Source organism: Duganella sp. LjRoot269, from assembly GCF_964254095.1.
GTDB classification, from domain to species: domain Bacteria; phylum Pseudomonadota; class Gammaproteobacteria; order Burkholderiales; family Burkholderiaceae_D; genus Rugamonas; species Rugamonas hordei.
Genome location: NZ_CAXUSL020000001.1, coordinates 5,409,927 through 5,431,772 on the forward strand (window position 1 = coordinate 5,409,927; position 21,846 = coordinate 5,431,772).

General features: G+C 62.2%; 25 protein-coding genes. 5 read left to right on the top strand and 20 right to left on the bottom strand.

Annotated features, from left to right (window positions below; translation table 11 throughout):
* Positions 1-27 precede the first annotated feature (27 nt).
* The 6 genes from pssA to ACSQ3S_RS24240 form a co-directional block, all read right to left on the bottom strand.
* Positions 28-900, bottom strand: coding sequence for a CDP-diacylglycerol--serine O-phosphatidyltransferase (pssA, locus tag ACSQ3S_RS24215; protein WP_176651858.1), 873 nt, complete (start codon positions 898-900; stop codon positions 28-30).
* Between the two features lie 67 nt (positions 901-967).
* Positions 968-1,732 carry an SIMPL domain-containing protein gene (locus ACSQ3S_RS24220; protein ID WP_176651859.1) on the bottom strand — a complete coding sequence of 255 codons (765 nt, stop codon included), beginning with the start codon at positions 1,730-1,732 and terminating at the stop codon, positions 968-970.
* A 66-nt stretch (positions 1,733-1,798) separates the two neighbouring features.
* A complete protein-coding gene (locus ACSQ3S_RS24225; RefSeq protein WP_436144018.1) occupies positions 1,799-2,563 on the bottom strand; it encodes an SIMPL domain-containing protein in 765 nt (254 codons plus the stop codon).
* A gap of 620 nt (positions 2,564-3,183) precedes the next feature.
* Positions 3,184-4,200 (bottom strand): ketol-acid reductoisomerase, encoded by a 1,017-nt coding sequence (ilvC, locus tag ACSQ3S_RS24230; protein ID WP_176651861.1) that lies wholly within the window; start codon positions 4,198-4,200, stop codon positions 3,184-3,186.
* 31 nt (positions 4,201-4,231) lie between these two features.
* Positions 4,232-4,723: an acetolactate synthase small subunit gene (gene ilvN / locus ACSQ3S_RS24235; RefSeq protein WP_176651862.1), complete on the bottom strand. Its 492-nt coding sequence runs from the start codon at positions 4,721-4,723 to the stop codon at positions 4,232-4,234.
* 1 nt (position 4,724) lies between these two features.
* A complete protein-coding gene (locus ACSQ3S_RS24240; RefSeq protein ID WP_176651863.1) occupies positions 4,725-6,452 on the bottom strand; it encodes an acetolactate synthase 3 catalytic subunit in 1,728 nt (575 codons plus the stop codon).
* Between the two features lie 510 nt (positions 6,453-6,962).
* Between ACSQ3S_RS24240 and ACSQ3S_RS24245 the strand changes: the two genes are divergently transcribed.
* Genes ACSQ3S_RS24245 through ACSQ3S_RS24260 form a run of 4 tightly spaced genes read left to right on the top strand, consistent with a single transcriptional unit; the run spans position 6,963 to position 9,256 of the window.
* The gene (locus tag ACSQ3S_RS24245; RefSeq protein WP_176651864.1) at positions 6,963-7,532 is read left to right on the top strand and encodes an RNA polymerase sigma factor; all 570 of its coding nucleotides are present in this window, start codon (positions 6,963-6,965) and stop codon (positions 7,530-7,532) included.
* Positions 7,529-7,924 (top strand): DUF3619 family protein, encoded by a 396-nt coding sequence (locus ACSQ3S_RS24250; RefSeq protein WP_176651865.1) that lies wholly within the window; start codon positions 7,529-7,531, stop codon positions 7,922-7,924. Before ACSQ3S_RS24245 ends, ACSQ3S_RS24250 begins: the two co-directional genes overlap by 4 nt.
* Before the next feature lie 47 nt (positions 7,925-7,971).
* Positions 7,972-8,727, top strand: coding sequence for a DUF3106 domain-containing protein (locus tag ACSQ3S_RS24255; protein WP_353402882.1), 756 nt, complete (start codon positions 7,972-7,974; stop codon positions 8,725-8,727).
* Positions 8,717-9,256: an RDD family protein gene (locus tag ACSQ3S_RS24260; protein WP_413446431.1), complete on the top strand. Its 540-nt coding sequence runs from the start codon at positions 8,717-8,719 to the stop codon at positions 9,254-9,256. Before ACSQ3S_RS24255 ends, ACSQ3S_RS24260 begins: the two co-directional genes overlap by 11 nt.
* Here ACSQ3S_RS24260 and ACSQ3S_RS24265 read toward each other — a convergent pair.
* From ACSQ3S_RS24265 to iscR, 11 genes are read right to left on the bottom strand one after another with little or no spacing between them, the layout of a single operon-like run.
* Positions 9,253-9,996 (bottom strand): rRNA pseudouridine synthase, encoded by a 744-nt coding sequence (locus ACSQ3S_RS24265; RefSeq protein WP_436144019.1) that lies wholly within the window; start codon positions 9,994-9,996, stop codon positions 9,253-9,255. The two genes, ACSQ3S_RS24260 and ACSQ3S_RS24265, sit on opposite strands and share 4 nt — an antisense overlap.
* Positions 9,993-11,015, bottom strand: a complete 1,023-nt coding sequence (gene ltaE, locus ACSQ3S_RS24270; protein ID WP_436144020.1) for a low-specificity L-threonine aldolase — start codon at positions 11,013-11,015, stop codon at positions 9,993-9,995. The genes ACSQ3S_RS24265 and ltaE overlap by 4 nt, the downstream gene beginning before the upstream one ends.
* A 20-nt stretch (positions 11,016-11,035) precedes the next feature.
* On the bottom strand, positions 11,036-11,926 hold the full coding sequence (locus tag ACSQ3S_RS24275) for a class I SAM-dependent methyltransferase (RefSeq protein ID WP_176651870.1): 891 nt from the start codon (positions 11,924-11,926) through the stop codon (positions 11,036-11,038).
* Positions 11,913-12,107, bottom strand: a complete 195-nt coding sequence (iscX, locus tag ACSQ3S_RS24280) for a Fe-S cluster assembly protein IscX (RefSeq protein ID WP_176651871.1) — start codon at positions 12,105-12,107, stop codon at positions 11,913-11,915. Before iscX ends, ACSQ3S_RS24275 begins: the two co-directional genes overlap by 14 nt.
* 1 nt (position 12,108) lies before the next feature.
* The gene (gene fdx / locus ACSQ3S_RS24285; protein WP_176651872.1) at positions 12,109-12,450 is read right to left on the bottom strand and encodes an ISC system 2Fe-2S type ferredoxin; all 342 of its coding nucleotides are present in this window, start codon (positions 12,448-12,450) and stop codon (positions 12,109-12,111) included.
* 23 nt (positions 12,451-12,473) lie between these two features.
* Positions 12,474-14,354 carry a Fe-S protein assembly chaperone HscA gene (hscA, locus tag ACSQ3S_RS24290; protein WP_353402878.1) on the bottom strand — a complete coding sequence of 627 codons (1,881 nt, stop codon included), beginning with the start codon at positions 14,352-14,354 and terminating at the stop codon, positions 12,474-12,476.
* Positions 14,355-14,408: 54 nt separating this feature from the next.
* Positions 14,409-14,924, bottom strand: a complete 516-nt coding sequence (hscB, locus tag ACSQ3S_RS24295; protein ID WP_436144021.1) for a Fe-S protein assembly co-chaperone HscB — start codon at positions 14,922-14,924, stop codon at positions 14,409-14,411.
* A gap of 6 nt (positions 14,925-14,930) precedes the next feature.
* Entirely contained in the window at positions 14,931-15,254 is a 324-nt protein-coding gene (gene iscA, locus ACSQ3S_RS24300; protein WP_209715847.1) for an iron-sulfur cluster assembly protein IscA, read from the bottom strand.
* Positions 15,255-15,302: 48 nt separating this feature from the next.
* Entirely contained in the window at positions 15,303-15,692 is a 390-nt protein-coding gene (iscU, locus tag ACSQ3S_RS24305; RefSeq protein ID WP_008450509.1) for a Fe-S cluster assembly scaffold IscU, read from the bottom strand.
* A gap of 24 nt (positions 15,693-15,716) precedes the next feature.
* Positions 15,717-16,973, bottom strand: coding sequence for an IscS subfamily cysteine desulfurase (locus ACSQ3S_RS24310; RefSeq protein ID WP_176651876.1), 1,257 nt, complete (start codon positions 16,971-16,973; stop codon positions 15,717-15,719).
* A gap of 28 nt (positions 16,974-17,001) precedes the next feature.
* A complete protein-coding gene (gene iscR / locus ACSQ3S_RS24315) occupies positions 17,002-17,478 on the bottom strand; it encodes a Fe-S cluster assembly transcriptional regulator IscR (RefSeq protein WP_176651877.1) in 477 nt (158 codons plus the stop codon).
* Between the two features lie 186 nt (positions 17,479-17,664).
* Here iscR and ACSQ3S_RS24320 point away from each other — a divergent pair, with 186 nt between their 5' ends.
* On the top strand, positions 17,665-18,690 hold the full coding sequence (locus ACSQ3S_RS24320) for a hypothetical protein (RefSeq protein ID WP_176651878.1): 1,026 nt from the start codon (positions 17,665-17,667) through the stop codon (positions 18,688-18,690).
* 30 nt (positions 18,691-18,720) lie between these two features.
* Here ACSQ3S_RS24320 and ACSQ3S_RS24325 read toward each other — a convergent pair whose 3' ends face one another.
* From ACSQ3S_RS24325 to ACSQ3S_RS24335, 3 genes are all read right to left on the bottom strand, one after another.
* On the bottom strand, positions 18,721-19,500 hold the full coding sequence (locus ACSQ3S_RS24325) for a uracil-DNA glycosylase (RefSeq protein WP_436144022.1): 780 nt from the start codon (positions 19,498-19,500) through the stop codon (positions 18,721-18,723).
* Between the two features lie 61 nt (positions 19,501-19,561).
* Positions 19,562-20,233: a DUF2306 domain-containing protein gene (locus ACSQ3S_RS24330; RefSeq protein ID WP_436144023.1), complete on the bottom strand. Its 672-nt coding sequence runs from the start codon at positions 20,231-20,233 to the stop codon at positions 19,562-19,564.
* Positions 20,234-20,490: 257 nt separating this feature from the next.
* Positions 20,491-21,807 carry a glucoamylase family protein gene (locus ACSQ3S_RS24335; RefSeq protein ID WP_436144024.1) on the bottom strand — a complete coding sequence of 439 codons (1,317 nt, stop codon included), beginning with the start codon at positions 21,805-21,807 and terminating at the stop codon, positions 20,491-20,493.
* Between the last annotated feature and the right edge of the window lie 39 nt (positions 21,808-21,846).

A 21,846-nucleotide genomic window follows, 5' to 3' on the forward strand; every position in this document is an offset into this window, starting at 1 on the left:
ATGGCTCCGTGACTGATGCTTCGTTGCTTAAAGACGCTCGCTCGGATCGTCCGATTCCTGGTCGGTCTGGATCAGGCTGACCTTCTTGCCCTTGGCCAGCCGCCACGCCGACACCGCGTAGCCCGACAGGCCGTAGGCGATGAAGATCGGGAACAGCACCTTGGGCGGATCGATGGATACCAGCGCGAACACCAGCGCGATCAGGAACACCGCGATGAACGGCACCGACTTGCGGAAGTTCACGTCCTTGAAACTGTAGAACGGCACATTGGTCACCATCGTCAGGCCGGCGAATACGGCGATGCCCCACGATACCCAGCGCAGTTCGATGCCGGAGACTTCCTGGTCGACCATCAGCAGGATGAAGCCGGCCACCAGCGCGGCGGCCGACGGCGACGGCAAGCCCTGGAAGAAGCGCTTGTCGACCACTTCGATATTCGTGTTGAAACGGGCCAGGCGCAAGGCGGCGCCGGCGCAATAGACAAAGGCGGCGATCCAACCGAGCTTGCCCAGGCCGCGCAGCGACCACTCGTACATCACCAGCGCCGGCGCGGCGCCGAAGGACACCATGTCCGACAGCGAATCGTACTGGGCGCCGAACTCGCTCTGGGTATTGGTCAGGCGGGCGACGCGGCCATCCAGGCCGTCCAACACCATGGCGATGAAGATGGCCCAGGCCGAGTGCTCGAACTTCTGGTTCATCGCCATGACGATGGCGTAGAAACCGCAGAACAGCGCGGCGGTGGTGAAGGCGTTGGGCAGCAGGTAGATGCCGCGATGGCGCGGCCGGTCGAGATCCTCGCCCCTGGCGCGGCGGGCGAAGCGGCTGAAGCGCGAGGTCTTCGGCAGTTTGGCTTGGGCTACGCCATTTTTTGCTCGGCGGCGGGGGAATTTGGCCATGGGGTTCCGTTTATGGTTATCTGGTCTTGCTGCGCCATCATTATAGAGGAGCCGAACCCAAATCCGCCTATTTGAAGCGCACTTTGCCGACCAGGCGCATTTGCAGCGTGGTTTCGCCCGGTTCGAAGCTGGGCTCCTCGACGGCGGTGTCGGCCGCTCTCATCAACATCGGCGAGGACGCCCGCGCCCCGGTCACGTTGACGCGGTCGGTATAGTTGCCCGAGCCTTCGAAATCGACCGTGTCGAGCACCGCGTCGCCGACCTTGCGGCCCATGGCGTTGGCGATCGAGTTGATGCGCTCGTTCAGGTTCTTGTAGGTCGCGGCGATGCGCTGGTCGTCCAGCTGCCGGGTGGTTTCCGGCGTCAGGCCGAAGTGCAGGTTGTTCAGCGTCATGATGCGCTGGGCGGCGGCGACGGTTTTCGGCAGGCCCGCGATGTTGGTGGTGGTGACCTGCAGCGACTGGCCCACGCGCCAGGAGGTCGGCACACGTGGCTTGCGCGGCTGGCCCGGCGGCGGCGCCACCTCATCCGGGTAGACCGGATAGGTATAGTAGCCCTGGGTTTTCAGGCTGGCCTGCGGGTCTTCCTTCTTGACGATGTCCAGACCCTGCTTCATTTTCTGGTTGACGCGGGAGGCGGCGGCGGCCTTGTCCTTGTCCACTTCCTCGACGGCCAGCGTGATGACTGCCTGGTCGTTGACGTGTTTGACTTCGCCGAAAGCGGGCACCACCACCAGCGTGCCGGCGGTGGGCAGGGATTCCAGCGGCGCCGACTGCGTGGATAGCACGAAGGAAGCGATCGCGGCGGCGGCGAGTTGTTTCATGACAGTCATTGCGGTCTCCAGAGTTGATATAACAGCAATCAACTGTACCCGAACAATGGCCGCCTTGCAGCACGCTTATTTGAAGCGGACCTTCCCGACCAGTTGCATCTGCAGCGTGGTTTCACCCGGCTCGAAGCTGGGCTCGGCCACTTCGGCGCTGTCCATGGACTTGCCCATGCGCATCGCCATCGGCGCCGGGACGGCGGCGAACTCGCGCTGGGCGTAATTGCCGGAGCCTTCGAAGTCGACCGTGTCCAGCGTGGCGTCGCTGACTTTGCGGCCCATCGCGCTGGCGATCGAGTTGATGCGCTCGTTCAGGTTTTTATAAGTCGCGGCGATGCGCTGATCGTCCAGCTGTTTGGTGGTCGCCGGCGTCAGGCCGAATTGCAGGCCGTTCAAGGCCAGGACTTTTTGCGCGGCGGCCACGGTTTTCGGCAGGCTGGCCAGGTTAGTGGTGGTGACCTGCAGGTATTGGCCGACGCGCCAGGCGGTCGGCACGCGCGGTTTCTGCTGCTGGCCGTTCAGCAGCGGGCGCTCTTCCGGATAGACCGGATAGGTGTAATAGCCTTGGGTTTTCAGACTGGCCTGGGGATCCTCCTTCTTGACGATCTCCATGCCCTGCTTCATTTTCTGGTTGACGCGCGAGGCGGCGGCGGCCTTGTCCTTATCCTGCTCTTCGACGGCGAGGGTGGCGACGGCCTGGTCGTTGACGTGGGTGACTTCGCCAAAGGCCGGCACCACGACCAGCGTGCCGGTGGTCGGCAGCGATTCCGGCGCGGCATGCGCGGCCAGCGCGAAGGAGACAGCAGCGGCTGCGGCGATATGTTTCATGACGGTCATTGCGGGCTCCAAAGTTAAATTTACGGCAAGAGGAACTGTACCCGAAATTATCGTGCGTACTTGTAAGACATGGTGAGTGTTTGTAACATTCTCCATTCCCGAACCAAGCGTTTTCGGCGGCATCGTGCTCGAATCTTCTTACACGCTAGTCCGAAGCGACGGCTACCTGCCCAGTTTCAAACTACCAGCGCCTGCGCTGGGGTGCGCAGAAGGCTGGCCATTGGCCCGCTCCGTGACATAGCGGCGCATGTCGGCCCACCGTATGGTTTTTCCAGTCCCAACTATCTTGGCAAACCGGGCGTCAGCTTCAGCCACAAAGTCGGCATACCGCTCTTCCATCTTGGCTTTAGCAGCGCCGATGTGCGCCCTCGACTCTTCCCCCAAGCGTAGCGTCGTCCTTGACATAAAAGGCTCCTTTGAAAACGCAATGTAGCATATCGGCGCTATGAATCCAGGCGCATCAAAACAATGAGCCGACAGCTTACTGAAGCTTCCTCAAAACCAGAATCCGGCCCCCAAGTACAGTCCTGAGGCAACTAGAAGAACGTTGTTCGGATCGACTGCCGGTAGGGACGAAAAAAAGCCGGCGTGAGCCGGCTTTTTGCTGAAGAAGATACAGCTTAGTTCTTCGACTGGTCGACCATCTTGTTCTTGGCGATCCAAGGCATCATCGCGCGCAGTTTCGCACCGACTTCTTCGATCTGGTGCTCGGCGGTCAGGCGACGGCGCGAGATCAGGGTCGGAGCGCCGGCCTTGTTTTCCAGGATGAAGGACTTGGCGTATTCGCCGGTCTGGATGTCCTTCAGGCACTGGCGCATCGCGTCCTTGGTAGCTTCGGTCACGACCTTAGGACCGGTCACGTACTCGCCGTATTCGGCGTTGTTCGAGATCGAGTAGTTCATGTTGGCGATGCCGCCTTCATAGATCAGGTCGACGATCAGCTTCAGCTCGTGCAGGCATTCGAAGTAGGCCATTTCCGGAGCGTAGCCCGCTTCGGTCAGGGTTTCGAAGCCGGCCTTGATCAGCTCGACCGCGCCGCCGCACAGGACTGCCTGCTCGCCGAACAGATCGGTTTCGGTCTCTTCGCGGAAGTTGGTTTCGATGATGCCGGCACGGCCGCCGCCGTTGGCCGAGGCGTACGACAGCGCGATGTCACGGGCGATGCCGGACTTGTCCTGGTACACGGCGATCAGGTGCGGCACGCCGCCACCCTGGGTGTAGGTGGCGCGCACGGTGTGGCCCGGGGCCTTCGGTGCGACCATGATCACGTCCAGGTCGGCGCGCGGCACGACTTGGCCGTAGTGCACGTTGAAGCCGTGGGCGAAGGCCAGCACGGCGCCTTGCTTGGCGTGCGGCGCGACGTTTTCGTTGTAGACCTGGGCGATGTTTTCGTCCGGCAGCAGGATCATGATGACGTCGGCAGCCTTGACCGCATCGTTCACTTCCGCCACTTTCAGGCCGGCTTTCTCAACCTTGTTCCACGAAGAACCACCTTTGCGCAGGCCGACGGTCACGTTGACGCCGGAGTCGCTCAGGTTTTGCGCGTGGGCGTGGCCCTGCGAACCGTAACCGATGATGGCGACGTTTTTGCCCTTGATCAGGGAGAGGTCAGCGTCTTTGTCGTAGAAAACTTTCATGGTATTTCCTTAGTAGTATTTTTGAATTTGCTTAAACTTTGAGGATGCGTTCGCCGCGTCCGATGCCGGAACCGCCGGTACGTACCGTCTCCAGGATGGAAGCGCGGTCGATCGAATCGATGAACGCGTCGAGCTTACTCTTGGCGCCGGTCAGTTCGATCGTGTAGCTCTTCTCGGTGACGTCGATGATGCGGCCGCGGAAGATGTCCGCGGTGCGCTTCATCTCTTCACGCTCCTTGCCCACCGCGCGCACCTTGATCAACATCAGTTCGCGCTCGATGTGCTGGCCTTCGGTCAGATCGACCACCTTGACCACCTCGATCAGGCGGTTCAGGTGCTTGGTGATCTGTTCGATGATGTCGTCCGAGCCGCTGGTGACGATGGTCATGCGCGACAGGGTCGGATCTTCGGTCGGTGCGACCGTCAGCGTTTCAATGTTGTAGCCGCGGGCCGAGAACAGGCCCACCACGCGGGACAACGCGCCGGCTTCGTTTTCCAGCAAGACAGAGATAATGTGTCGCATCTTATAAGTCCTCCGAACCCAACAGCATTTCAGAGAGCCCTTTGCCCGCTTTCACCATCGGCCAGACGTTTTCCGATTGATCGGTAATGAAGTTCATGAAGACCAGCTTGTCTTTCATGCCGAAGGCATCGCGCAGCGCGCCGTCGACGTCGCCCGGTTTCTCGATGCGCATGCCGACGTGGCCGTAGGCTTCCGCCAGCTTCTCGAAGTTCGGCAGCGAATCCATATAGGACTCGGAATAGCGCGAACCGTAATCGATCTGCTGCCACTGGCGCACCATGCCCAGGAAGCGGTTGTTCAACATGATGATCTTCGGCGTCAGATGATATTGCTTGCAGGTCGCCAGCTCCTGGATGCACATCTGGATCGAGCCTTCGCCGGTGATGCAGGCGACGGTCGCGTCCGGGTTGGCCATCTGCACGCCCATGGCGTACGGCAGGCCCACGCCCATCGTGCCCAGGCCGCCCGAATTGACCCAGCGCTTGGGCTTGTCGAACGGGTAGTACTGCGCGGCCCACATCTGGTGCTGGCCGACGTCGGAGGTGATGAAGGCATCGCCCTTGGTCACTTCCCACAGCTTCTGCACCACGGCTTGCGGCTTGATCACCAGGTCCGAGGTCGGATACTTCAGGCAATCCTTGCCGCGCCATTCGGCGATCTGCTTCCACCAGTCCTTGAGCGCGGGCGCGTTCGGCTTGGCGTCCGCAGCGTCGAGCTGGGCCAGGAATTCGATCAGCACGTCCTTGACGTTGCCGACGATGGGGATGTCCACTTTCACGCGCTTGGAGATCGACGATGGATCGATGTCCACGTGGATGATCTTGCGCGGGTTGGAGGCGAAGTGTTTCGGGTTGCCGATCACGCGGTCGTCGAAGCGGGCGCCGATGGCGATCAGCACGTCGCAATTCTGCATCGCCATGTTCGCTTCGTAGGTGCCGTGCATGCCGGGCATGCCGACGAATTTCTCGTCGCTGGCGCGGTAGGCGCCCAGGCCCATCAGCGTGTTGGTGACCGGGAAGCCCAGCTTGTCGACCAGCTTGTTCAGCTCGGGCGCCGCATTGGCCAGGATCACGCCGCCGCCGGTGTAGATCATCGGACGCTCGGCCTGCAGCAGCAGCTGGACCGCCTTGCGGATCTGGCCGGAGTGGCCCTTGTCGACCGGTTTGTACGAACGCATCTCGATCTCTTTCGGATACGAGTACGTCGTCTTGTGCATCGAGATATCCTTCGGAATATCGACCAGCACGGGGCCTGGACGGCCGGTGCGGGCGATGAAGAAGGCTTTCTTGACGGTTTCCGCCAAATCCTTGACGTCTTTGACGAGGAAATTGTGCTTGACCACGGGACGGGTAATGCCGACCGTGTCGCATTCCTGGAAGGCATCCTGGCCGATGGCGTGGCTAGGCACCTGGCCCGAGATCACGACCATGGGGATGGAATCCATGTAAGCGGTGGAAAGACCTGTGACCGCATTGGTGACACCCGGACCGGACGTGACCAGCGCGACCCCAACCTTGTTCGAGCTGCGCGAGTACGCATCGGCGGCATGCACTGCGGCCTGTTCGTGACGCACGAGGACGTGTTGGAATTTGTCTTGCTTGAAGATGGCGTCGTAGATATACAGCACGGCTCCGCCGGGATAGCCAAAGACGTGTTCCACGCCCTCTTCCGCCAGGCAGCGCACCAGTATTTCCGCGCCAGTGATTTGTGTTGATGCTTCGGTATTCATGAAACATTCCTTTCAAGGTCCATAGGAGATTGATCGGATGCTCTTTCCTAGCGAAGTAGGCCTGCCTCTACAGCTTTGCCCTGCGTCCCTTTTTTTCTGCGGTTACGCCAGCCTCTTCCGTCAACCGTAGTGACGTGCAAAGCGGCGCTCAACGCAAACTCTCGTTCAGCCGGATCTGTCTGTAGCGGTTGTGCGTACCTCTCGCGCTTGTGGCACTGGTTAGAGCAAACTGCTGACATATGAAAGCGCGTCCCGTCGATTGCGGCGTTGTGTGCCTGCTGCGGCGAGACCATAGAGCTTCGGGGTGTTCAAAGCGTCCCATACGGTACACCGTGGCACCCTGTTTGGGCAAGTGAAATATCGAAAATATCCCCTTGCCGGTGCATTTTCGATCGATTGTGCGTCAAAAACCATGCAGAAATGGCTAATTTTTGCTAGCATGCGCTCAGTTCACGGGTCGCCGCCAGGCATCCCAGCGCCGGCTTTTCCGGCAGTACCCTCACCCGACGCATGGCCACAGACAAAGAATTATCCGACTTCCTCGAAAACGTCGAGCGGCGTGCCTTTAAACAAGCCGTCTACGCAGTGCGCAAGGACGAATCCGCCCTGGACATCGTGCAGGACGCGATGATCAAGCTCGCCGAAAAATACGGCGACAAGCCGGCCGCCGAGCTGCCGATGCTGTTCCAGCGCATCCTGCAGACCACCATCCTCGATTATTTCCGCAGGGAAAAGGTGCGCAACACCTGGGTCAGCCTGTTTTCGGGCATGGGGCCCTCGGGCGACGAGCATGAGGACTTTGATATACTCGAATCCTATGCCGCCGAGGAAGGCACCGAGGCCTCCGAGTCCAGCGCGGACAAGGTCGAGCGCCAGCAAATGCTCGAACTCATCGATGCCGAAGTACAAAAGCTTCCGGCACGTCAACGAGAAGCCTTCCTACTGCGTTATTGGCAGGATATGGACGTGGCTGAAACAGCCGAAGCGATGGGGTGTTCCGAGGGAAGCGTGAAAACGCATTGCTCTCGTGCAACACATACACTTGCGGAGTCGCTAAAAGCCTTGGGAATAAAACTATGAATACCGACGATCTGAATTTCGCTTACAAAGTGCGCCACGCGCTCAATGAGAAGCTGGACGATCTGCCCGCATCGACCACAGACCGCCTGGCACAGGCGCGCAAGATGGCGCTCGCCCGAAAAAAAGCCGATGCGCCGATGCAGGTGCGCGTCAGCAAGACCGAGTTGGCCTCGGCTGGCGGCTTCTTCTCGTTCTCGTGGATGACCCGCATGAGCGTGGCGCTGCCGCTGCTGGTACTGGTCGGCGGCCTGGCCGGCATCTACCACTATGAGCAGGAACAGCGCGTGGCCGATCTGGCCGAGTTGGACGCCGCCGTGCTGTCCGACGAATTGCCGCTGTCCGCCTACCTGGACCACGGTTTTAACGCCTATCTGACCCAGAGCGAGCAATAAGCATGGCATTGAGCGGTCGCGCAAAATGGGGCGCTGGAGCGGTAGCTGTGTTAGCGGTAGCAGCGGCGGGCACGGCCTATGTTGCCAGCCGGCCGGATGCGCCGGCCATCGTTTCCGCGCCCATGGCCGCCGCCACCTCGGCGGCATCCGCCCTGCTGCCCGGCGCCAAGACCGGCAAGACCGCGTCCGCCAAGGCGCCCGAAAAAACCATGTGGAAGGACTTGACGCCTGTGCAACAGCAGGCGCTGGAGCCGCTGTCCGCCGAGTGGGACCAGATGGAGCCCATCCGCAAGCAAAAATGGCTGGGCATCGTCAAGCGCTATGCGTCGATGAAGCCGGATGAACAGGCCCGCGTGCAGGAACGCATGCGCGAATGGGTCAAGATGACGCCGGAAGAGCGCCGCCAGGTGCGCCAGAATTTCGCCCGCGCGCAGAAAATCGATCCGTCGCAAAAGACCACGCAGTGGGAGTCCTACCAGCAGTTGCCGGAAGAACAGAAGAAGGAACTGGCCGCCAAGGCTGCGATCAAGAAGCAGGTCGCCAACCTGCCGACGCCGACGCAAAGCAAGATCAAGACGGTGGCGCCGATCAAGCCGGCCGTGCCGACCACCGGCGGCCCTGCCGTGGCGCCGGCCGCCGCGCCAACCGCGGCGGCGGTTACCCCGGTAGCGCCGGGCATCGATCCGGCCACCGGCGCGCCGATTCCCAATGCATCGAATATAGCGCCGGCCGTGGCGCCCGCCGCACCGGCCGCGCCGGGCACCGTCCAGCCCGCCCCACCCGCCAGCAGCAATGTCAAATAATCCGCCTGTTACCAACCCCACCGTCAAACGCCGCCTGATTTCAATGGTGTATGAAACCCTGCTGGGTTTCGCGGTGTTGTTCCTGCCCTTCCTGATCTTTGAAGTCGCCACCCACGCCAGCCATACGCCGACGGTGGAGCACATGCGCCAGGCGCTGGCCTTCCTGGTGCTGGGCGCCTATTTCATCCACCAGTGGAGCCGCGACGGCCAGACGCTGGCGATGAAGACCTGGCGCCTGAAGCTGGTGCGCCCCGGGCATCCGCACCTGTCGCTGCAGACGGCCGCCGTGCGCTACCTGCTGAGCTGGATGTGGGTGCTGCCGGCGCTGCTGGTGTCGCTGGTGTTCGGCCTGCACAAGTGGCAGGCGCTGGGCGCTGTCGGCGTTGGCATTTTGCTGTGGTCGCTGACGGCCTTCTTCGACAAGGACCGCCAGTTTCTGCACGACAAACTGACCGGCACCCGCCTGGTCCAGTTGCCGCCGCCGGAAAAGAAAAAGAAGGCTGCGGACAAGGCCGCTCCCGCCGCTTAAAACTTCTCGTGGTTCTGCAGGTAGCGCCACTCGCCCAGCGGCAGGCTGGCCATCGCGAGGCGTCCAATGCGGATGCGCTTCATCGACACCACGCTCAGGCCGACCAGCTTGCACACATGCTCGATCTGGCCTGGCTTCGGACTCTTCACCGCGAAGCGCAGGCGGTTCTCGTTCTGCCAGCTCACCTTGTTCGGCGGCAGCGGCTTGCCGTTGAACGGCAGGCCGTGGTTCAGCAGCGCCAGACCATTTTCCATGATGTCGCCCGTTACCTCGACGATGATTTCGTGCTCGATCTTGGCGGCGTCGTCGACCAGCTTGCGGCTGACGCGGAAATCCTGCGTGAAGATCAGCAGGCCGCTGGCCTTGGTCTCCAGCGGCGTGGTCAGGGTCAGGCCGGCCAGGTGGCGCTTGAGGAAGCGCTGGCCCGGCGCGGAGCGCGTCAGCGTGGCCGCGTTCAGCAGATGCAGCGCCGGCGCGCCGTCCTTGCCGATGCCGCCGTTGGCGCCCACCGGCTTATGCAGCAGGATCGTCACCGGCACGATCTCCAGCAGCGTGGCGTCGGCGGCCACGTCGATCTGCTGCTCCATCGTCACGCGCGCCCCCGCCTCCTCCACAACGACGCCGTCGACGCTGACGTAACCGCCCTCGATATAGAGTTCGGCTTCGCGGCGCGAGCATGGGCGCATCTCCGACAGGCGCTTGGCCAGGCGGACGGTGTTATCAGTGGTGGTGTCGGTCATCCGAAGAAATCTCCAAAAACGGTAATGGCGCGGTCGATGTCCTCGCGCGACGCATCCATGTGCGTGACGATGCGCAGGTGCGGCGACATCGACACGCGTATGCGGGTCAGTTGCAACACGTCGTTCAAGCCGCGGCAGGCATCGGCCGGGATATCGACGTAAAAGATATTGGTCTGCGGCGTGCTGACCTTGATGCCTTTGAGCTTGGCCAGCTCGCCGGCGAAGTAGGTGGCGTTGTCGTGGTCTTCCGCCAGCCGCGCGAAGTTGTGCTGCAGCGCGTACAGGCCGCCGGCCGCGATCATGCCGGCCTGGCGCATGCCGCCGCCCAGCATCTTGCGCCAGCGCTTGGCCTCGGCGATCAGCGGCTTGCTGCCGCACAGGACGGAGCCGATCGGCGCGCCCAGCCCCTTGGACAAACAGACGGAGACCGAATCGAAGCCCGCCACCGCCGCGCGCGCGCTCACGCCCAGCTTGACGGCGGCGTTGCAGACGCGGGCGCCGTCAAGGTGCGTGGCCAGGCCGCGCCCGTGCGCCAGCGTGGTCGCCTGCTTCAGATAGTCGAGGCCCAGCACGCGGCCGCCGATGGTGTTTTCCAGCGCCAGCAATTTGGTGCGCGCAAAGTGGAAATCGTCCGGCTTGATATAGGATTCGATGTCGGCCAGCGCGATGCTGCCGTCGGGCTGGTTGATGATGGGCTGCGGCTGGATACTGCCCAGCACCGCCGCACCGCCGCCCTCATAGCGGTAGGTGTGGGCTTCCTGCCCGACCAGGTATTCGTCGCCGCGGCCGCAGTGGGCCAGCAGCGCCAGCAGATTGCTCTGCGTGCCCGACGGCGCGAACAGCGCGTCCTCGTAGCCGAACAAATCGGCGGTATATTCCTGCAGCCGATTGACGGTTGGATCGTCGCCGTAGACGTCGTCGCCGACGTCCGCCGCACTCATCGCCGCGCGCATCGCCGCACTGGGGCGGGTGACGGTGTCGCTGCGCAGATCCAACCATTTTTCGTTCAGCTCACTCATCGTTCCGTCGCCCTTTCAGTTTATTGTTTCGCTACCTGTTCAGTGAAGAAGCGGTTGCCCATCTCCTCCAGCCCCAATGTTTCCAGCACTTCCTGCAGCCGCTCCGATGGACGCTGGCGCGGCAGGTTTTTATACGTGGCGATGATCAGCTCATTCTTCATCGAGTGCTCCCAGCCAACCAGTTCGGTCACGTTGACCTGGTAGCCATGCGCCTCCAGCTGCAGGCAGCGCAGCACGTTGGTGATCTGGCTGCCGAATTCGCGCGTGTGGATAGGGTGGCGCCAGATTTCGGTCAGCGCGGACTTGGCCAGCGACTTGCCCTTGTTCTTCTTCAGCACCGACGCGACTTCCGCCTGGCAGCAAGGCACCAGCACCATGTACCTGGCCTTCTTCTTCAGCGCGAAGTGAATGGCGTCGTCGGTCGCCGTGTTGCAGGCGTGGAGCGCGGTGACGATGTCGATCTGCTCCGGCAGCAGTTTCGATTCGGTGGACTCGGCCACCGACAGCGGCAGGAAGGACATGCCGGGGAAGTTGAACTGCCTGGCCAGCTCCTGCGAGCGCGCCACCAGCTCTTCGCGGGTTTCGATGCCGTAGATGTGCGAGCTATCGCCCAGGGCCTTGAAGAACAGGTCGTAGATGATGAAGCCGAGATAGGACTTGCCGGCGCCGTGGTCGACCAGCGATACGCTGTCCTTCCCGGCCAGCACGTCCTTCAACAGCGGCTCGATGAACTGGTACAGGTGATAGACCTGCTTCAGCTTGCGGCGGCTGTCCTGGTTCATCTTGCCGTCGCGGGTCAGGATGTGCAGCTCCTGCAGCAGCGCGACGGTCTGGCCTTCGCGGATTTCCGGCATGTTGTCGGCGCCGGTGACGGTGGCGCCGATCTTGTTCGCTTGCTTATTGGGCTTCATCGATCCACGCCTGCTGAATCGCTTCGAGGACCTTCTCACCGCCGCGCGTGTGGTCGTCGTCGAACTCTTCGAGGTCGACAATCCAGTTGTGCAGATCGGTGAAGCGGATAGTCAGCGGATCGACGTCCGGGTGTTTATCGTAAAGCGCTTCCGCAATCGCGGTGATGTCGGTCCACTTCATATCAGTGCCCGCCTTCGCTTGCGTGATTGATGGTGTACTTCGGAATTTCAACGACGAGGTCTTCGTCGGCCACAACCGCCTGGCACGACAGGCGCGACACGGCTTCCAGGCCCCAGGCCTTGTCCAGCAGGTCTTCCTCGGTTTCGCTGGCTTCGCTCAGCGAATTGAAGCCTTCGCGCACCAGCACGTGGCAGGTGGTGCAGGCGCAGGATTTTTCGCAGGCGTGCTCGATGTGGATGTCATTTTCAAGCATGACGTCGCACAGCGTCTTGCCGGCGGGAGCTTCGACAACGGCGCCGTCCGGGCACAGTTTTGCATGGGGCAGGAATACGATTTGTGGCACTTGATACCTCTAGGTTTTGATTTTTATACGACCTGGTCCAGCGTCTTGCCGGCCAGCGCACTGCGCACGCTGCGATCCATGCGGCGCGATGCGAATTCTTCGGTGCCGTTGGCCAGCGCTTCGACGGCGGACTTCACCGCCGCATGATCGGCCGCGCCGGTCTGCGACTGGGCGATCACGTCGCGCACCTTGTTCATCAGCACATCGACCGATGCGCGTTCCTCGCCGCTCAGCAGCTCGGCGTCTTCGTCCAGCGCGGACTGCGTCGCCAGCAGGATGCGCTCGGCCTCGACCTGCTCTTCGCGCAATGCGCGGGCGACCATGTCGACGTCGGCAGACTTGTACGAATCCTGCAGCATGCGCGCGACGTCGTCGTCGCCCAGGCCGTAGGCCGGCTTGACGGTGATCGACGCTTCCACGCCGGAGCGCAGCTCGCGCGCGGAAACCGACAGCAGGCCATCCGCGTCGACCTGGTAGGTGATGCGGATGCGTGCCGCGCCGGCCACCATCGGCGGAATGCCGCGCAGCTCGAAGCGCGCCAGCGAACGGCAGTCGGACACCAGTTCGCGCTCGCCCTGCAGCACATGCACCGCCAGCGCGGTCTGGCCATCCTTGAAGGTGGTGAACTCCTGCGCGCGGGCGCAAGGAATCGTCGAGTTGCGCGGAATGATCTTCTCCACCAGACCGCCCATGGTCTCGATGCCCAGCGACAGCGGGATCACGTCCAGCAGCAGCCAGTCGTCGCCGGGCGCGCGGTTACCGGCCAGCAGATTGGCCTGGATCGCCGCGCCCAGCGCCACGACCTTGTCCGGATCGATGTTCGCGTGCGGGATGGTGTGGAAGTATTCGCTGACCGCGCGCTGCACATGCGGCATGCGCGTCGCGCCGCCGACCATGACCACGCCGTCGACGTCGTCCGCATCGACGTTCGCGTCGCGCAGCGCCTTCTTGATGGCCTTCATGGTCTTCTCGATCAGGTGCTTGGTGATCTCCTGGAAGGTCGCGGCGGTGACCTTCAGGTGCACCTCCTCGCCCGAGCCGAGGATGGCGTCGACGGTCACTTCGGCCTTGGTCGACAGCAGTTCCTTCGCTTCGCGCGCCTTGACCATCAGCACGGCGGTGTCTTCGTCCGACAGCGGCGCCAGCTTTTCCTGCTGGTGGATGTAGCAGAACAGGCGGTGGTCGAAGTCGTCGCCGCCCAGCGCGGAATCGCCGCCGGTGGACAGCACTTCGAACACGCCCTTGCTCAGCTTGAGGATGGAGATGTCGAAGGTGCCGCCGCCCAGGTCATAGACGGCGTAGATGCCTTCCGAGCCGTTATCCAGGCCGTAGGCGATGGCGGCGGCGGTAGGCTCGCTCAGCAGGCGCAGCACGTTGATGCCGGCCAGCTGCGCGGCGTCCTTGGTGGCCTGGCGCTGGGCGTCGTCGAAGTAAGCCGGCACGGTGATGACGGCGCCGACCAGGTCGTCGCCCAGCGAATCTTCCGCGCGCTGGCGCAGCGTGGCCAGGATCTGCGCCGAGACCTCGACCGGGCTCTTGATGCCGGCGATAGTCTTCAGCTGCACCATGCCGGGCGTGTCCTGGAAATCGTAGGGCATGTTTTCCGCGTAGGCGATATCGGCCAGGCCGCGGCCCATGAAACGCTTGACGGAGACGATGGTGTTCTTCGGATCGGTGGTCTGCGCGGCCTGCGCCTTGTAGCCGATGTTGGCATGGCCGTTCGGCAGGTAGCGCACCACGGACGGCAGCAGCGGACGGCCATCCTCATCGCTCAGCACTTCTGGAATGCTGTTGCGCACGGTGGCGACCAGCGAATTGGTGGTGCCCAGGTCGATACCGACCGCCAGGCGGTGCTGGTGCGGTGCGGTGGACATGCCGGGTTCGGAAATTTGCAGAAGTGCCATGGATGAGACCTGTATTTTTTGTATTGCCCAAGCACGCGCGGCCGGCGCGTGCGGTCAGGCTTCGATTGCTTCAAATGCGAAGCGGACTTCTTCGCCGAATTTTTCGAGGAACATCAGCGCGCGCACGCCCTGGGCCGCCGCGTGGAAGTCGCCGGCGTCGATCTGCTGCCCGATCTCGGCCAGGCGCGCCTTGCGTTCGTTGCGCAGCTGCTTGTCCAGCGCTTCCAGCGCTTCGCCGTCCTTGCTGGCGCGGGCGTCGCCCAGCTCTTCGCGCCACTCCATCTGCTGCATCAGGAAGGCCATCGGCATCGCGGTATTCGACTCGGTCTGCAAGTCGACGCCATTGAGCTCGCACATGTACTGCGCGCGCTTCTGCGGATTTTTCAGGGTCTGATAGGCTTCGTTGGCGCGGGTGGCCCACTGCATGGCGACGCGCTTTTCGGCATCGGTGGCACTGACGAACTTGTCGGGATGGACGCGGCCCTGCACGTCGCGGTAGGCGCTGTCCAGCGCTTCCGCGTCCACGCCAAACTGCTGCGGCAGATTGAACAGCTCAAAGTGATTTTGCATGGCTTATCAGATGCGGAAGCTTTCGCCGCAACCGCAAGCGTCTTTCTCGTTCGGGTTATGGAACTTGAAGCCTTCGTTCAAGCCCTCGCGCGCGAAATCGAGCTCGGTGCCGTCGATGTACGGCAGGCTTTTCGGATCGACGAATACTTTGACGCCGTGCGACTCGAAGACGCTGTCCTCGGCCGCCACTTCGTCCACGTATTCCAGTTTGTAGGCCAGGCCCGAGCAGCCGGTGGTGCGCACGCCGAAACGCAAACCGACGCCCTTGCCGCGGCGTTCGATGTAGCGGTTGATATGCTTGGCTGCTTTTTCGGTCAGGGTGATTGCCATTTGATTCTCCGTGCCGGCGACGACGATCGTCGCCGGTGTAAAACAGACTTAGGCCGCGACTGGGTGCTTGGTCTGGTAGTCCAGCACTGCCGCCTTGATGGCGTCTTCCGCCAGGATCGAGCAGTGGATCTTCACCGGCGGCAGCGCCAGTTCTTCGGCGATCTGGGTGTTCTTGATGGCCAGCGCCTGATCCAGCGTCTTGCCCTTGACCCATTCGGTCACCAGCGAGCTGGAAGCGATGGCCGAACCGCAGCCGTAGGTCTTGAACTTCGCGTCCTCGATCAGGCCATCGGCGCCGACCTTGATCTGCAGTTTCATGACGTCGCCGCAGGCCGGCGCGCCGACCATGCCGGTGCCGACGGTTTCATCGCCCTTTTCGAAAGCGCCAACGTTACGTGGGTTTTCGTAGTGGTCCAGTACTTTTTCCGAGTAAGCCATTTTAGTGCTCCTGTAACTTTAAAATTAGTGGGCTGCCCATTGGATCGAGCTGATGTCGATGCCTTCTTTGAACATGTCCCACAGCGGCGACAGTTCACGCAGTTTGTGTACCTTGGACTTCATCAGGTCGATGGCGAAGTCGATATCCTCTTCCGTCGTGAAACGGCCGATGGTGAAACGGATCGAACTGTGTGCCAGCTCGTCGCTGCGGCCCAGCGCGCGCAGCACATAAGATGGTTCCAGCGAGGCCGAAGTACAAGCGGAACCGGACGACACGGCCAGGTCTTTCACGGCCATGATCAGCGACTCGCCTTCGACGTAGTTGAAGCTGACGTTCAGGTTGTGCGGCACGCGGTGTTCCATGTCGCCGTTGATATAGGTTTCCTCGATCTCCTGCAGGCCCTTGGCCAGGCGGTCGCGCAGGCCCTTGATGCGGGTGATCTCGCTGTCCATTTCCACCTTCGCCAGGCGGAAGGCTTCGCCCATGCCGACGATCTGGTGGGTAGGCAGGGTGCCGGAGCGCAGGCCGCGCTCGTGGCCGCCGCCGTGCATTTGCGCTTCGATGCGCACGCGCGGCTTGCGGCAGACGTACAGCGCGCCGATGCCTTTCGGACCATAGGTCTTGTGCGCGGTAAAGGTCATCAGGTCGACCTTGGTCTTTTGCAGGTCGATCACCACCTTGCCGGTCGCCTGGGCGGCGTCGCAGTGGAAGATGATGCCTTTCGAGCGGCACAGCGCGCCGATCTCGTCGATCGGCTGGATCACGCCGATCTCGTTATTGACCAGCATGACGGAGACCAGGATGGTGTCCGGACGGATGGCGGCGGTCAGCTGCTCGATGGTGATCAGGCCGTTGTCCTGCGGTTCCAGGTAGGTCGCCTCGAAGCCGACGCGTTCCAGCTCGCGCACCGTGTCCAGCACCGCCTTGTGCTCGGTCTTGACGGTGATGATGTGCTTGCCCTTGGTCTTGTAGAACTGCGCCGCGCCCTTGATGGCCAGGTTGTTCGACTCGGTGGCGCCGGAGGTCCAGATGATTTCGCGCGGGTCGGCATTGACCAGGGCGGCGACGTGGGCGCGCGCCTCTTCCACCGCTTTTTCCGCCGTCCAGCCGTACATGTGGCTGCGCGACGCGGGATTGCCGAACTGCTCGCGCAGGTAGGGAATCATCATGTCGGCCACGCGTGGATCGATCGGCGTGGTGGCCGAGTAGTCCATGTAGATCGGGAAATGCGGGGCGGTCTGGAACTTCACTGGCGCGATGTTTTTTTCAGGGGCGTTCATCTGGGTTACTCCGATTTAACTTATTCTCTTAACCAAGCGCGGCGTGGTTACGGTGCATCACGACCACGTTTTGTTCAGCATTCTTTTGCTTCTGTTGATCGACCAGATCCTGCAGCGATACCGAATCCAGGTAGTCGACCATCTTTTCATTCAGCGTGGCCCACAGTTCGTGGGTCATGCAGCGCGCGCCGCTGGTGGCGTCGGCGCCATGACAATTTTCCTTGCCGCCGCACTGGGTCGCATCCAGCGGCTCGTCGACGGCGATAATGATGTCGGCCACGGTGACCTTGTCGGCGCGGCGCGCCAGACTGTAGCCGCCGCCCGGACCACGGATCGACTCGACGATCTCATGGCGTCGCAGCTTGCCGAACAACTGCTCCAGGTAGGACAGCGAGATGGCCTGGCGCTGGCTGATGCCGGAGAGCGTGACCGGGCCCTTGCCTTGGCGCAAAGCCAGATCGATCATCGCAGTCACAGCAAAACGGCCTTTGGTGGTCAGACGCATCACTACCTCGGTTCAACTGGGTTAAAATATCGACCTTTCACGCTAACCGGCACCTGAGAGGGCTGATTAGTTGATCGATTTAGTCAAGTATACCAAACTTTAACAAAGTTTGCCGGAAGGCCCTTTCAGCTGAAGGGGGAGTTGAGAAATATGCAATAATGTGTTTTTTAAATATTATTGCTCCCCATGACCCTGTCCCAACGTATCAGCACGCTCCTGATTTCACTGACCCTGGCCGCCTGTGGTGGTGGCGGCAACAGCGGAGGCGCCAGTGCGCCCCCCGTCCCTCCCACCGTGCCGCCTGTTGCCCAGACGAAGAATGTACTGTTCGTCGCCGACAGGGGGTCATCCGGCTTCCTGGCCGCCTCCACCACGCTCACTCCCGCCGCCGGCGCCTTCGTCGCCAACATCTTGGCAAATAGCGGACAAAGCTTCGGCAAAGGCATGGCCTACGATACGGCGCGCGATCGCCTTTACGGCTTGGCGGGCAAGGATGTCTCCGTGTTCGACAATGCCAGCGCCCTGAACGGCAACATCACGCGCACCCGCTTCTTCACCCCCATCCTGAGTGGCGCGTCGGGCGGGGGCATGTACGGCATGTTCCTGGACAAGGACCACGACCGCATGTATATCGGCTACGGCGACGGCCTGCAATACTCGCTGGCCGTGCTCGACAACGTCAGCGCTGCAAAAGGCGATGTCGTACCGAACCGTACCATTTTCGGTTTGCACGGCAACTTCGCCATCGATACCCAGCGCTCGGTGTTGTACACCACCTCGTTCAGCTCGTTCAACACACCTACTGTCTACGCCTATCCGAACGTGGACAAGTTCAACGGCTCGCTGCAGGACGCGACGTCGCTGAAGCTCCCCGCGCCGATCGATTACGGAAGCGGCCTGGCCGTCGATGCCGCGCGCGACCGCCTGTACGTCAGCACGCCGTCCCAGGGCGTCACGGTGATCACCGACGCCAGCACTATCTTGAAAAACACGGCCGGCGCAGGCAATGTGAAGCTGGCCAAACTGCCGGTCGCCAGCCAGTTGGGCAACGGCGCGGCGGCTTTCGATCCGAACAACGACCGCCTGTACGTCGCGCTGGACAACAATGTCTATGTCATCAGCACGGCAAGCCAGTTGGGCGCCACCACCACCAGCAACGCCGTGATGGTGAGCGCGCCATCCGGCAGCGTGATCAACGCGTTCGCGTTCTAGGCAGGCGAACAGGTAGGCCGTTTCTTCGGCCTACCGTCCCTTCAGTAGCTGCATGGGCTTGAACAGCGCGTGCATGTCCTGGTTGCCGATGAAACTGAGGTTGTATGGGTGTTCCGCGGCGATCTGCGGGAAATCCTTCATTACCGGCAACTTGCTCAGCAATTCAGCAATCTTCCCCCACAGAATCATCGTCGGCGTGACGCGTGCCTGGGCGGCCAGGCCGGTCATCACCGTCTCGAAGAACGGCAGCCAGGCCTTGGCATCCTGGGCCGGGGCCACATGGCTGCGGAATACCAGCGAGGCGTTCAGCAGCAGGAAGCCTTGCCCGGTCAGTTTCCGCTGCATGTCGGCCAGCGTCTGGATGTGGCTGCCTGCGCCGCTGCGGGCCTGGGCGGACACCGCCGCCATCGCCTCGCCGGCGGTGTTGTCCAGCGCCAGCTGGCCGTCGGCCACCAGCAGCATCTTCATGAAATTACGCAGTGAGGTGGCCTTGTTGACCGGCTTGGACAGGCCGCCGCCCTCCTCGCTCGACCACAGGCTGCCGACCGCGCCATCCATGAAGCAGACGCCGGTGGCGCTTTCCTCGCGCGGATACGGGCCCTCGCCCACTAATACATAGCGCACATCCTGCAGCGGCAGGGCAAAGGCGGCGAACAGGCGCTGCTCCGTCGGCAGGTATTGGTCCTGCGCCAGTTGCGGCAGGTAGTCGGGATAGGCCGTCATCATGGCCTCTAGTCCCTTGATCAGCAATGGACGCCAGGAGGCGTCGGCGCGCGGCAGCGCATCGAGGATGGAGGTCGGGATCGTCATGGGCGGAAAGCTTCCAGGCAAAGGCGAGATTGTATCGCCGAATCGCCTCCCGCCCAAGATCTCAGGCCAGGCTCCAGCCCCGTTTCTTCATGCTCACGAGATCGGCCAGCACCAGCACGGCCAGCGAGGACATCAGGATAAAGCCGGAATTGCCGCCCACCGCCGGGCTGGGATGGTAATGCAGCACGTCCACCGCCAGCCGGCTCAGGATGAAGGTGTAGGTCAGCGCATAGCTGCGCATGATCCACAACCGGTGCAGGTCGACCTTGCGCTGCATGATGGCCGCCACCGCCACCAGGGTCGCGTACAGCCAGCAGACGGCTTGCGCGCAAGTCATCCAGCGCTCGCTGCCGGACAGGTGGTCGAGCGCGATCCAGATCGCCGTCGGCGCGCCGATGCAGATCGCCAGCAGGTAGGCGTAGCCGATCGGGCGATGCAGGCGGCGGATGCGCCGGAAAGGCAGCAGTTGCAGCGGCGCGGCAAACAGCGCCACGCTGCCGGCGGTCGCGTGCACGTGCAGCAGCAGCCGGTAGTCGCTGATCTTCTGGTTCCAGGCCGGATTCCAACCCAGCAGCATCGGCAGTTCGACCTGCACCATCACCCAGGCCACCAGGCCGCCCAGCACGAAAAAGATAATCCACAGTTGACGTTGAGAGATCGATTCCAGCACGACGTCCTCGATAAAAAGTCGGCCCGACGTGCAGCAGCGCAGGGCCAAGGTTGGAGGAATCACACGACGATCTTTTTCGTCGATGTTGCCGCACGCCAATTAACGCATTCAATCGGCGTTAGTGCGACGAAAAAAATGTAACAATTGAGGGGGAATAATTTAACAGACAATATATGCCGGCCTTTTTACAACAGCTGTCCAATCTACCTAAATTGCCGGTTGAACTAACAGAGTTGTCGGTTGAACTACCAGACGGACACCAGGCGCAGTGCATACGCGGGCGGTGCCGCTGCAATGGATCTGCGTCAAGAATTCCTTCGTCAGTCTGCCAGCCAGCCGCCGGTGAAGCCTGCGCGCGACAGGCCGTCGCGCAGATAGGTGTTGTTGCGCATCAGGCTCCAGGGAAAATCATGCAGGTGATTTTCTATCATGATGACCGTCGGGCCTTCGTTGATGCCGAAGTGATAAGGCGACACCCAGCGCCGGCAGCCTTGGTCGTCCAGGTGGAAGATGGTGGAAAACGATGCCTTGAAGCCGTAGGGGTTGGCCTCGCACAATTGCAGGCTCTGATAATGCTGGATGCTGGGCAGCACGATCTCCGGCGCGAACGGCAGCGAGGCGGCCACCGCCCACGGCGCCAGCGTGCCGTCGTCCGGACCGTAAGGCGCACCACGGCTGACATAGTCGTAGAACTTGCGCTGCACGCCGTCGAGCCGTTTGGTCGACGGCCCCGGCCCGTCGCTGGCGGTGATGCCCCAGCATAGCTCGCCGTACTCGGGAAAGCCCAGCGGATTCTCGATCGCATAGCGCTGTTGCGCGTAGGTGGCGCGGCGGCTGTTCTCGAAATAGTCGAGGTCGTGCGCGCGCATGAAGTCGTCGCGGATGCCGCGCAGGTCCAGCCAGATGTGCGACATCTGGTGTATGAACAGCGGCCCCGCGTACAGATAGTCGATGCCGTGCAGGGACTTCCATTCGTAGCTGCTGGCCCAGGCGTCGTAGCTGTCGCGCCCGATGGGAAAGGTCGGCGAGCCCAGCGCCAGGATGTACAGGATCAGCGCCTCGTCGTAGCCTTCCCAGTGGTAGCGCAGGAAGCCGGTCTTGGGCTTCCAGCCGTGGCGCAGCAGCCCCTTCTTGCCGCGCATCCATTGCCAGTCCACGCGGCGGTACAGCATGTCGGCCAGTTCGCGGATCTCGCTTTCCTCCGGCGTGTCGGCCGTGAAGAATCCGGCCGCCGTCAGCATGCCGGCGATCAGCAGCGCGGTATCGATGCTGGACAGCTCGCAATTCCACACCCGCGTGCCGGTTTTTATGTCCAGGAAATGGTAGTAGAAGCCCTTGTAGCCGGTGGCGGAGGGCGACCTGCCCTGCTCGCTGTTGGCAAAGAAGCGCATCGTGGTCAGCGTGCGCGCCACCGCGTCGCCGCGCGGCATGCAGCCGCGCCGCACGCCGATCACATACGCCGTCAGGGCCATGCCGACGGCGGCGATGCTGGCCGGCCAGTCGGCCGCGGTCTTGTCGCGCACCAGGCCGTTGTGCGGATTGGTTTCGTTGACAAAATAGCCGAAGGAATTCTTCTGCATATCCATCAGCAGGGCCAGCGATGCGGTGTCCAGGGTCGCGGGCGGCAAGGTAGTCATGGTCGGTCCTGCGCTAGGCAAAAACCACATCCTGTCATA

Bases quoted from the DNA above. Each gene is read 5' to 3' on its own strand.
- pssA (WP_176651858.1), bottom strand. From the start codon at position 900: ATGGCCAAATTCCCCCGCCGCCGAGCAAAAAATGGCGTAGCCCAAGCC.
- ACSQ3S_RS24220 (WP_176651859.1), bottom strand. From the start codon at position 1,732: ATGACTGTCATGAAACAACTCGCCGCCGCCGCGATCGCTTCCTTCGTG.
- ACSQ3S_RS24225 (WP_436144018.1), bottom strand. From the start codon at position 2,563: ATGACCGTCATGAAACATATCGCCGCAGCCGCTGCTGTCTCCTTCGCG.
- ilvC (WP_176651861.1), bottom strand. From the start codon at position 4,200: ATGAAAGTTTTCTACGACAAAGACGCTGACCTCTCCCTGATCAAGGGC.
- ilvN (WP_176651862.1), bottom strand. From the start codon at position 4,723: ATGCGACACATTATCTCTGTCTTGCTGGAAAACGAAGCCGGCGCGTTG.
- ACSQ3S_RS24240 (WP_176651863.1), bottom strand. From the start codon at position 6,452: ATGAATACCGAAGCATCAACACAAATCACTGGCGCGGAAATACTGGTG.
- ACSQ3S_RS24245 (WP_176651864.1), top strand. From the start codon at position 6,963: ATGGCCACAGACAAAGAATTATCCGACTTCCTCGAAAACGTCGAGCGG.
- ACSQ3S_RS24250 (WP_176651865.1), top strand. From the start codon at position 7,529: ATGAATACCGACGATCTGAATTTCGCTTACAAAGTGCGCCACGCGCTC.
- ACSQ3S_RS24260 (WP_413446431.1), top strand. From the start codon at position 8,717: ATGTCAAATAATCCGCCTGTTACCAACCCCACCGTCAAACGCCGCCTG.
- ACSQ3S_RS24265 (WP_436144019.1), bottom strand. From the start codon at position 9,996: ATGACCGACACCACCACTGATAACACCGTCCGCCTGGCCAAGCGCCTG.
- ltaE (WP_436144020.1), bottom strand. From the start codon at position 11,015: ATGAGTGAGCTGAACGAAAAATGGTTGGATCTGCGCAGCGACACCGTC.
- ACSQ3S_RS24275 (WP_176651870.1), bottom strand. From the start codon at position 11,926: ATGAAGCCCAATAAGCAAGCGAACAAGATCGGCGCCACCGTCACCGGC.
- iscX (WP_176651871.1), bottom strand. From the start codon at position 12,107: ATGAAGTGGACCGACATCACCGCGATTGCGGAAGCGCTTTACGATAAA.
- hscA (WP_353402878.1), bottom strand. From the start codon at position 14,354: ATGGCACTTCTGCAAATTTCCGAACCCGGCATGTCCACCGCACCGCAC.
- hscB (WP_436144021.1), bottom strand. From the start codon at position 14,924: ATGCAAAATCACTTTGAGCTGTTCAATCTGCCGCAGCAGTTTGGCGTG.
- iscA (WP_209715847.1), bottom strand. From the start codon at position 15,254: ATGGCAATCACCCTGACCGAAAAAGCAGCCAAGCATATCAACCGCTAC.
- iscU (WP_008450509.1), bottom strand. From the start codon at position 15,692: ATGGCTTACTCGGAAAAAGTACTGGACCACTACGAAAACCCACGTAAC.
- ACSQ3S_RS24310 (WP_176651876.1), bottom strand. From the start codon at position 16,973: ATGAACGCCCCTGAAAAAAACATCGCGCCAGTGAAGTTCCAGACCGCC.
- iscR (WP_176651877.1), bottom strand. From the start codon at position 17,478: ATGCGTCTGACCACCAAAGGCCGTTTTGCTGTGACTGCGATGATCGAT.
- ACSQ3S_RS24320 (WP_176651878.1), top strand. From the start codon at position 17,665: ATGACCCTGTCCCAACGTATCAGCACGCTCCTGATTTCACTGACCCTG.
- ACSQ3S_RS24325 (WP_436144022.1), bottom strand. From the start codon at position 19,500: ATGACGATCCCGACCTCCATCCTCGATGCGCTGCCGCGCGCCGACGCC.
- ACSQ3S_RS24335 (WP_436144024.1), bottom strand. From the start codon at position 21,807: ATGACTACCTTGCCGCCCGCGACCCTGGACACCGCATCGCTGGCCCTG.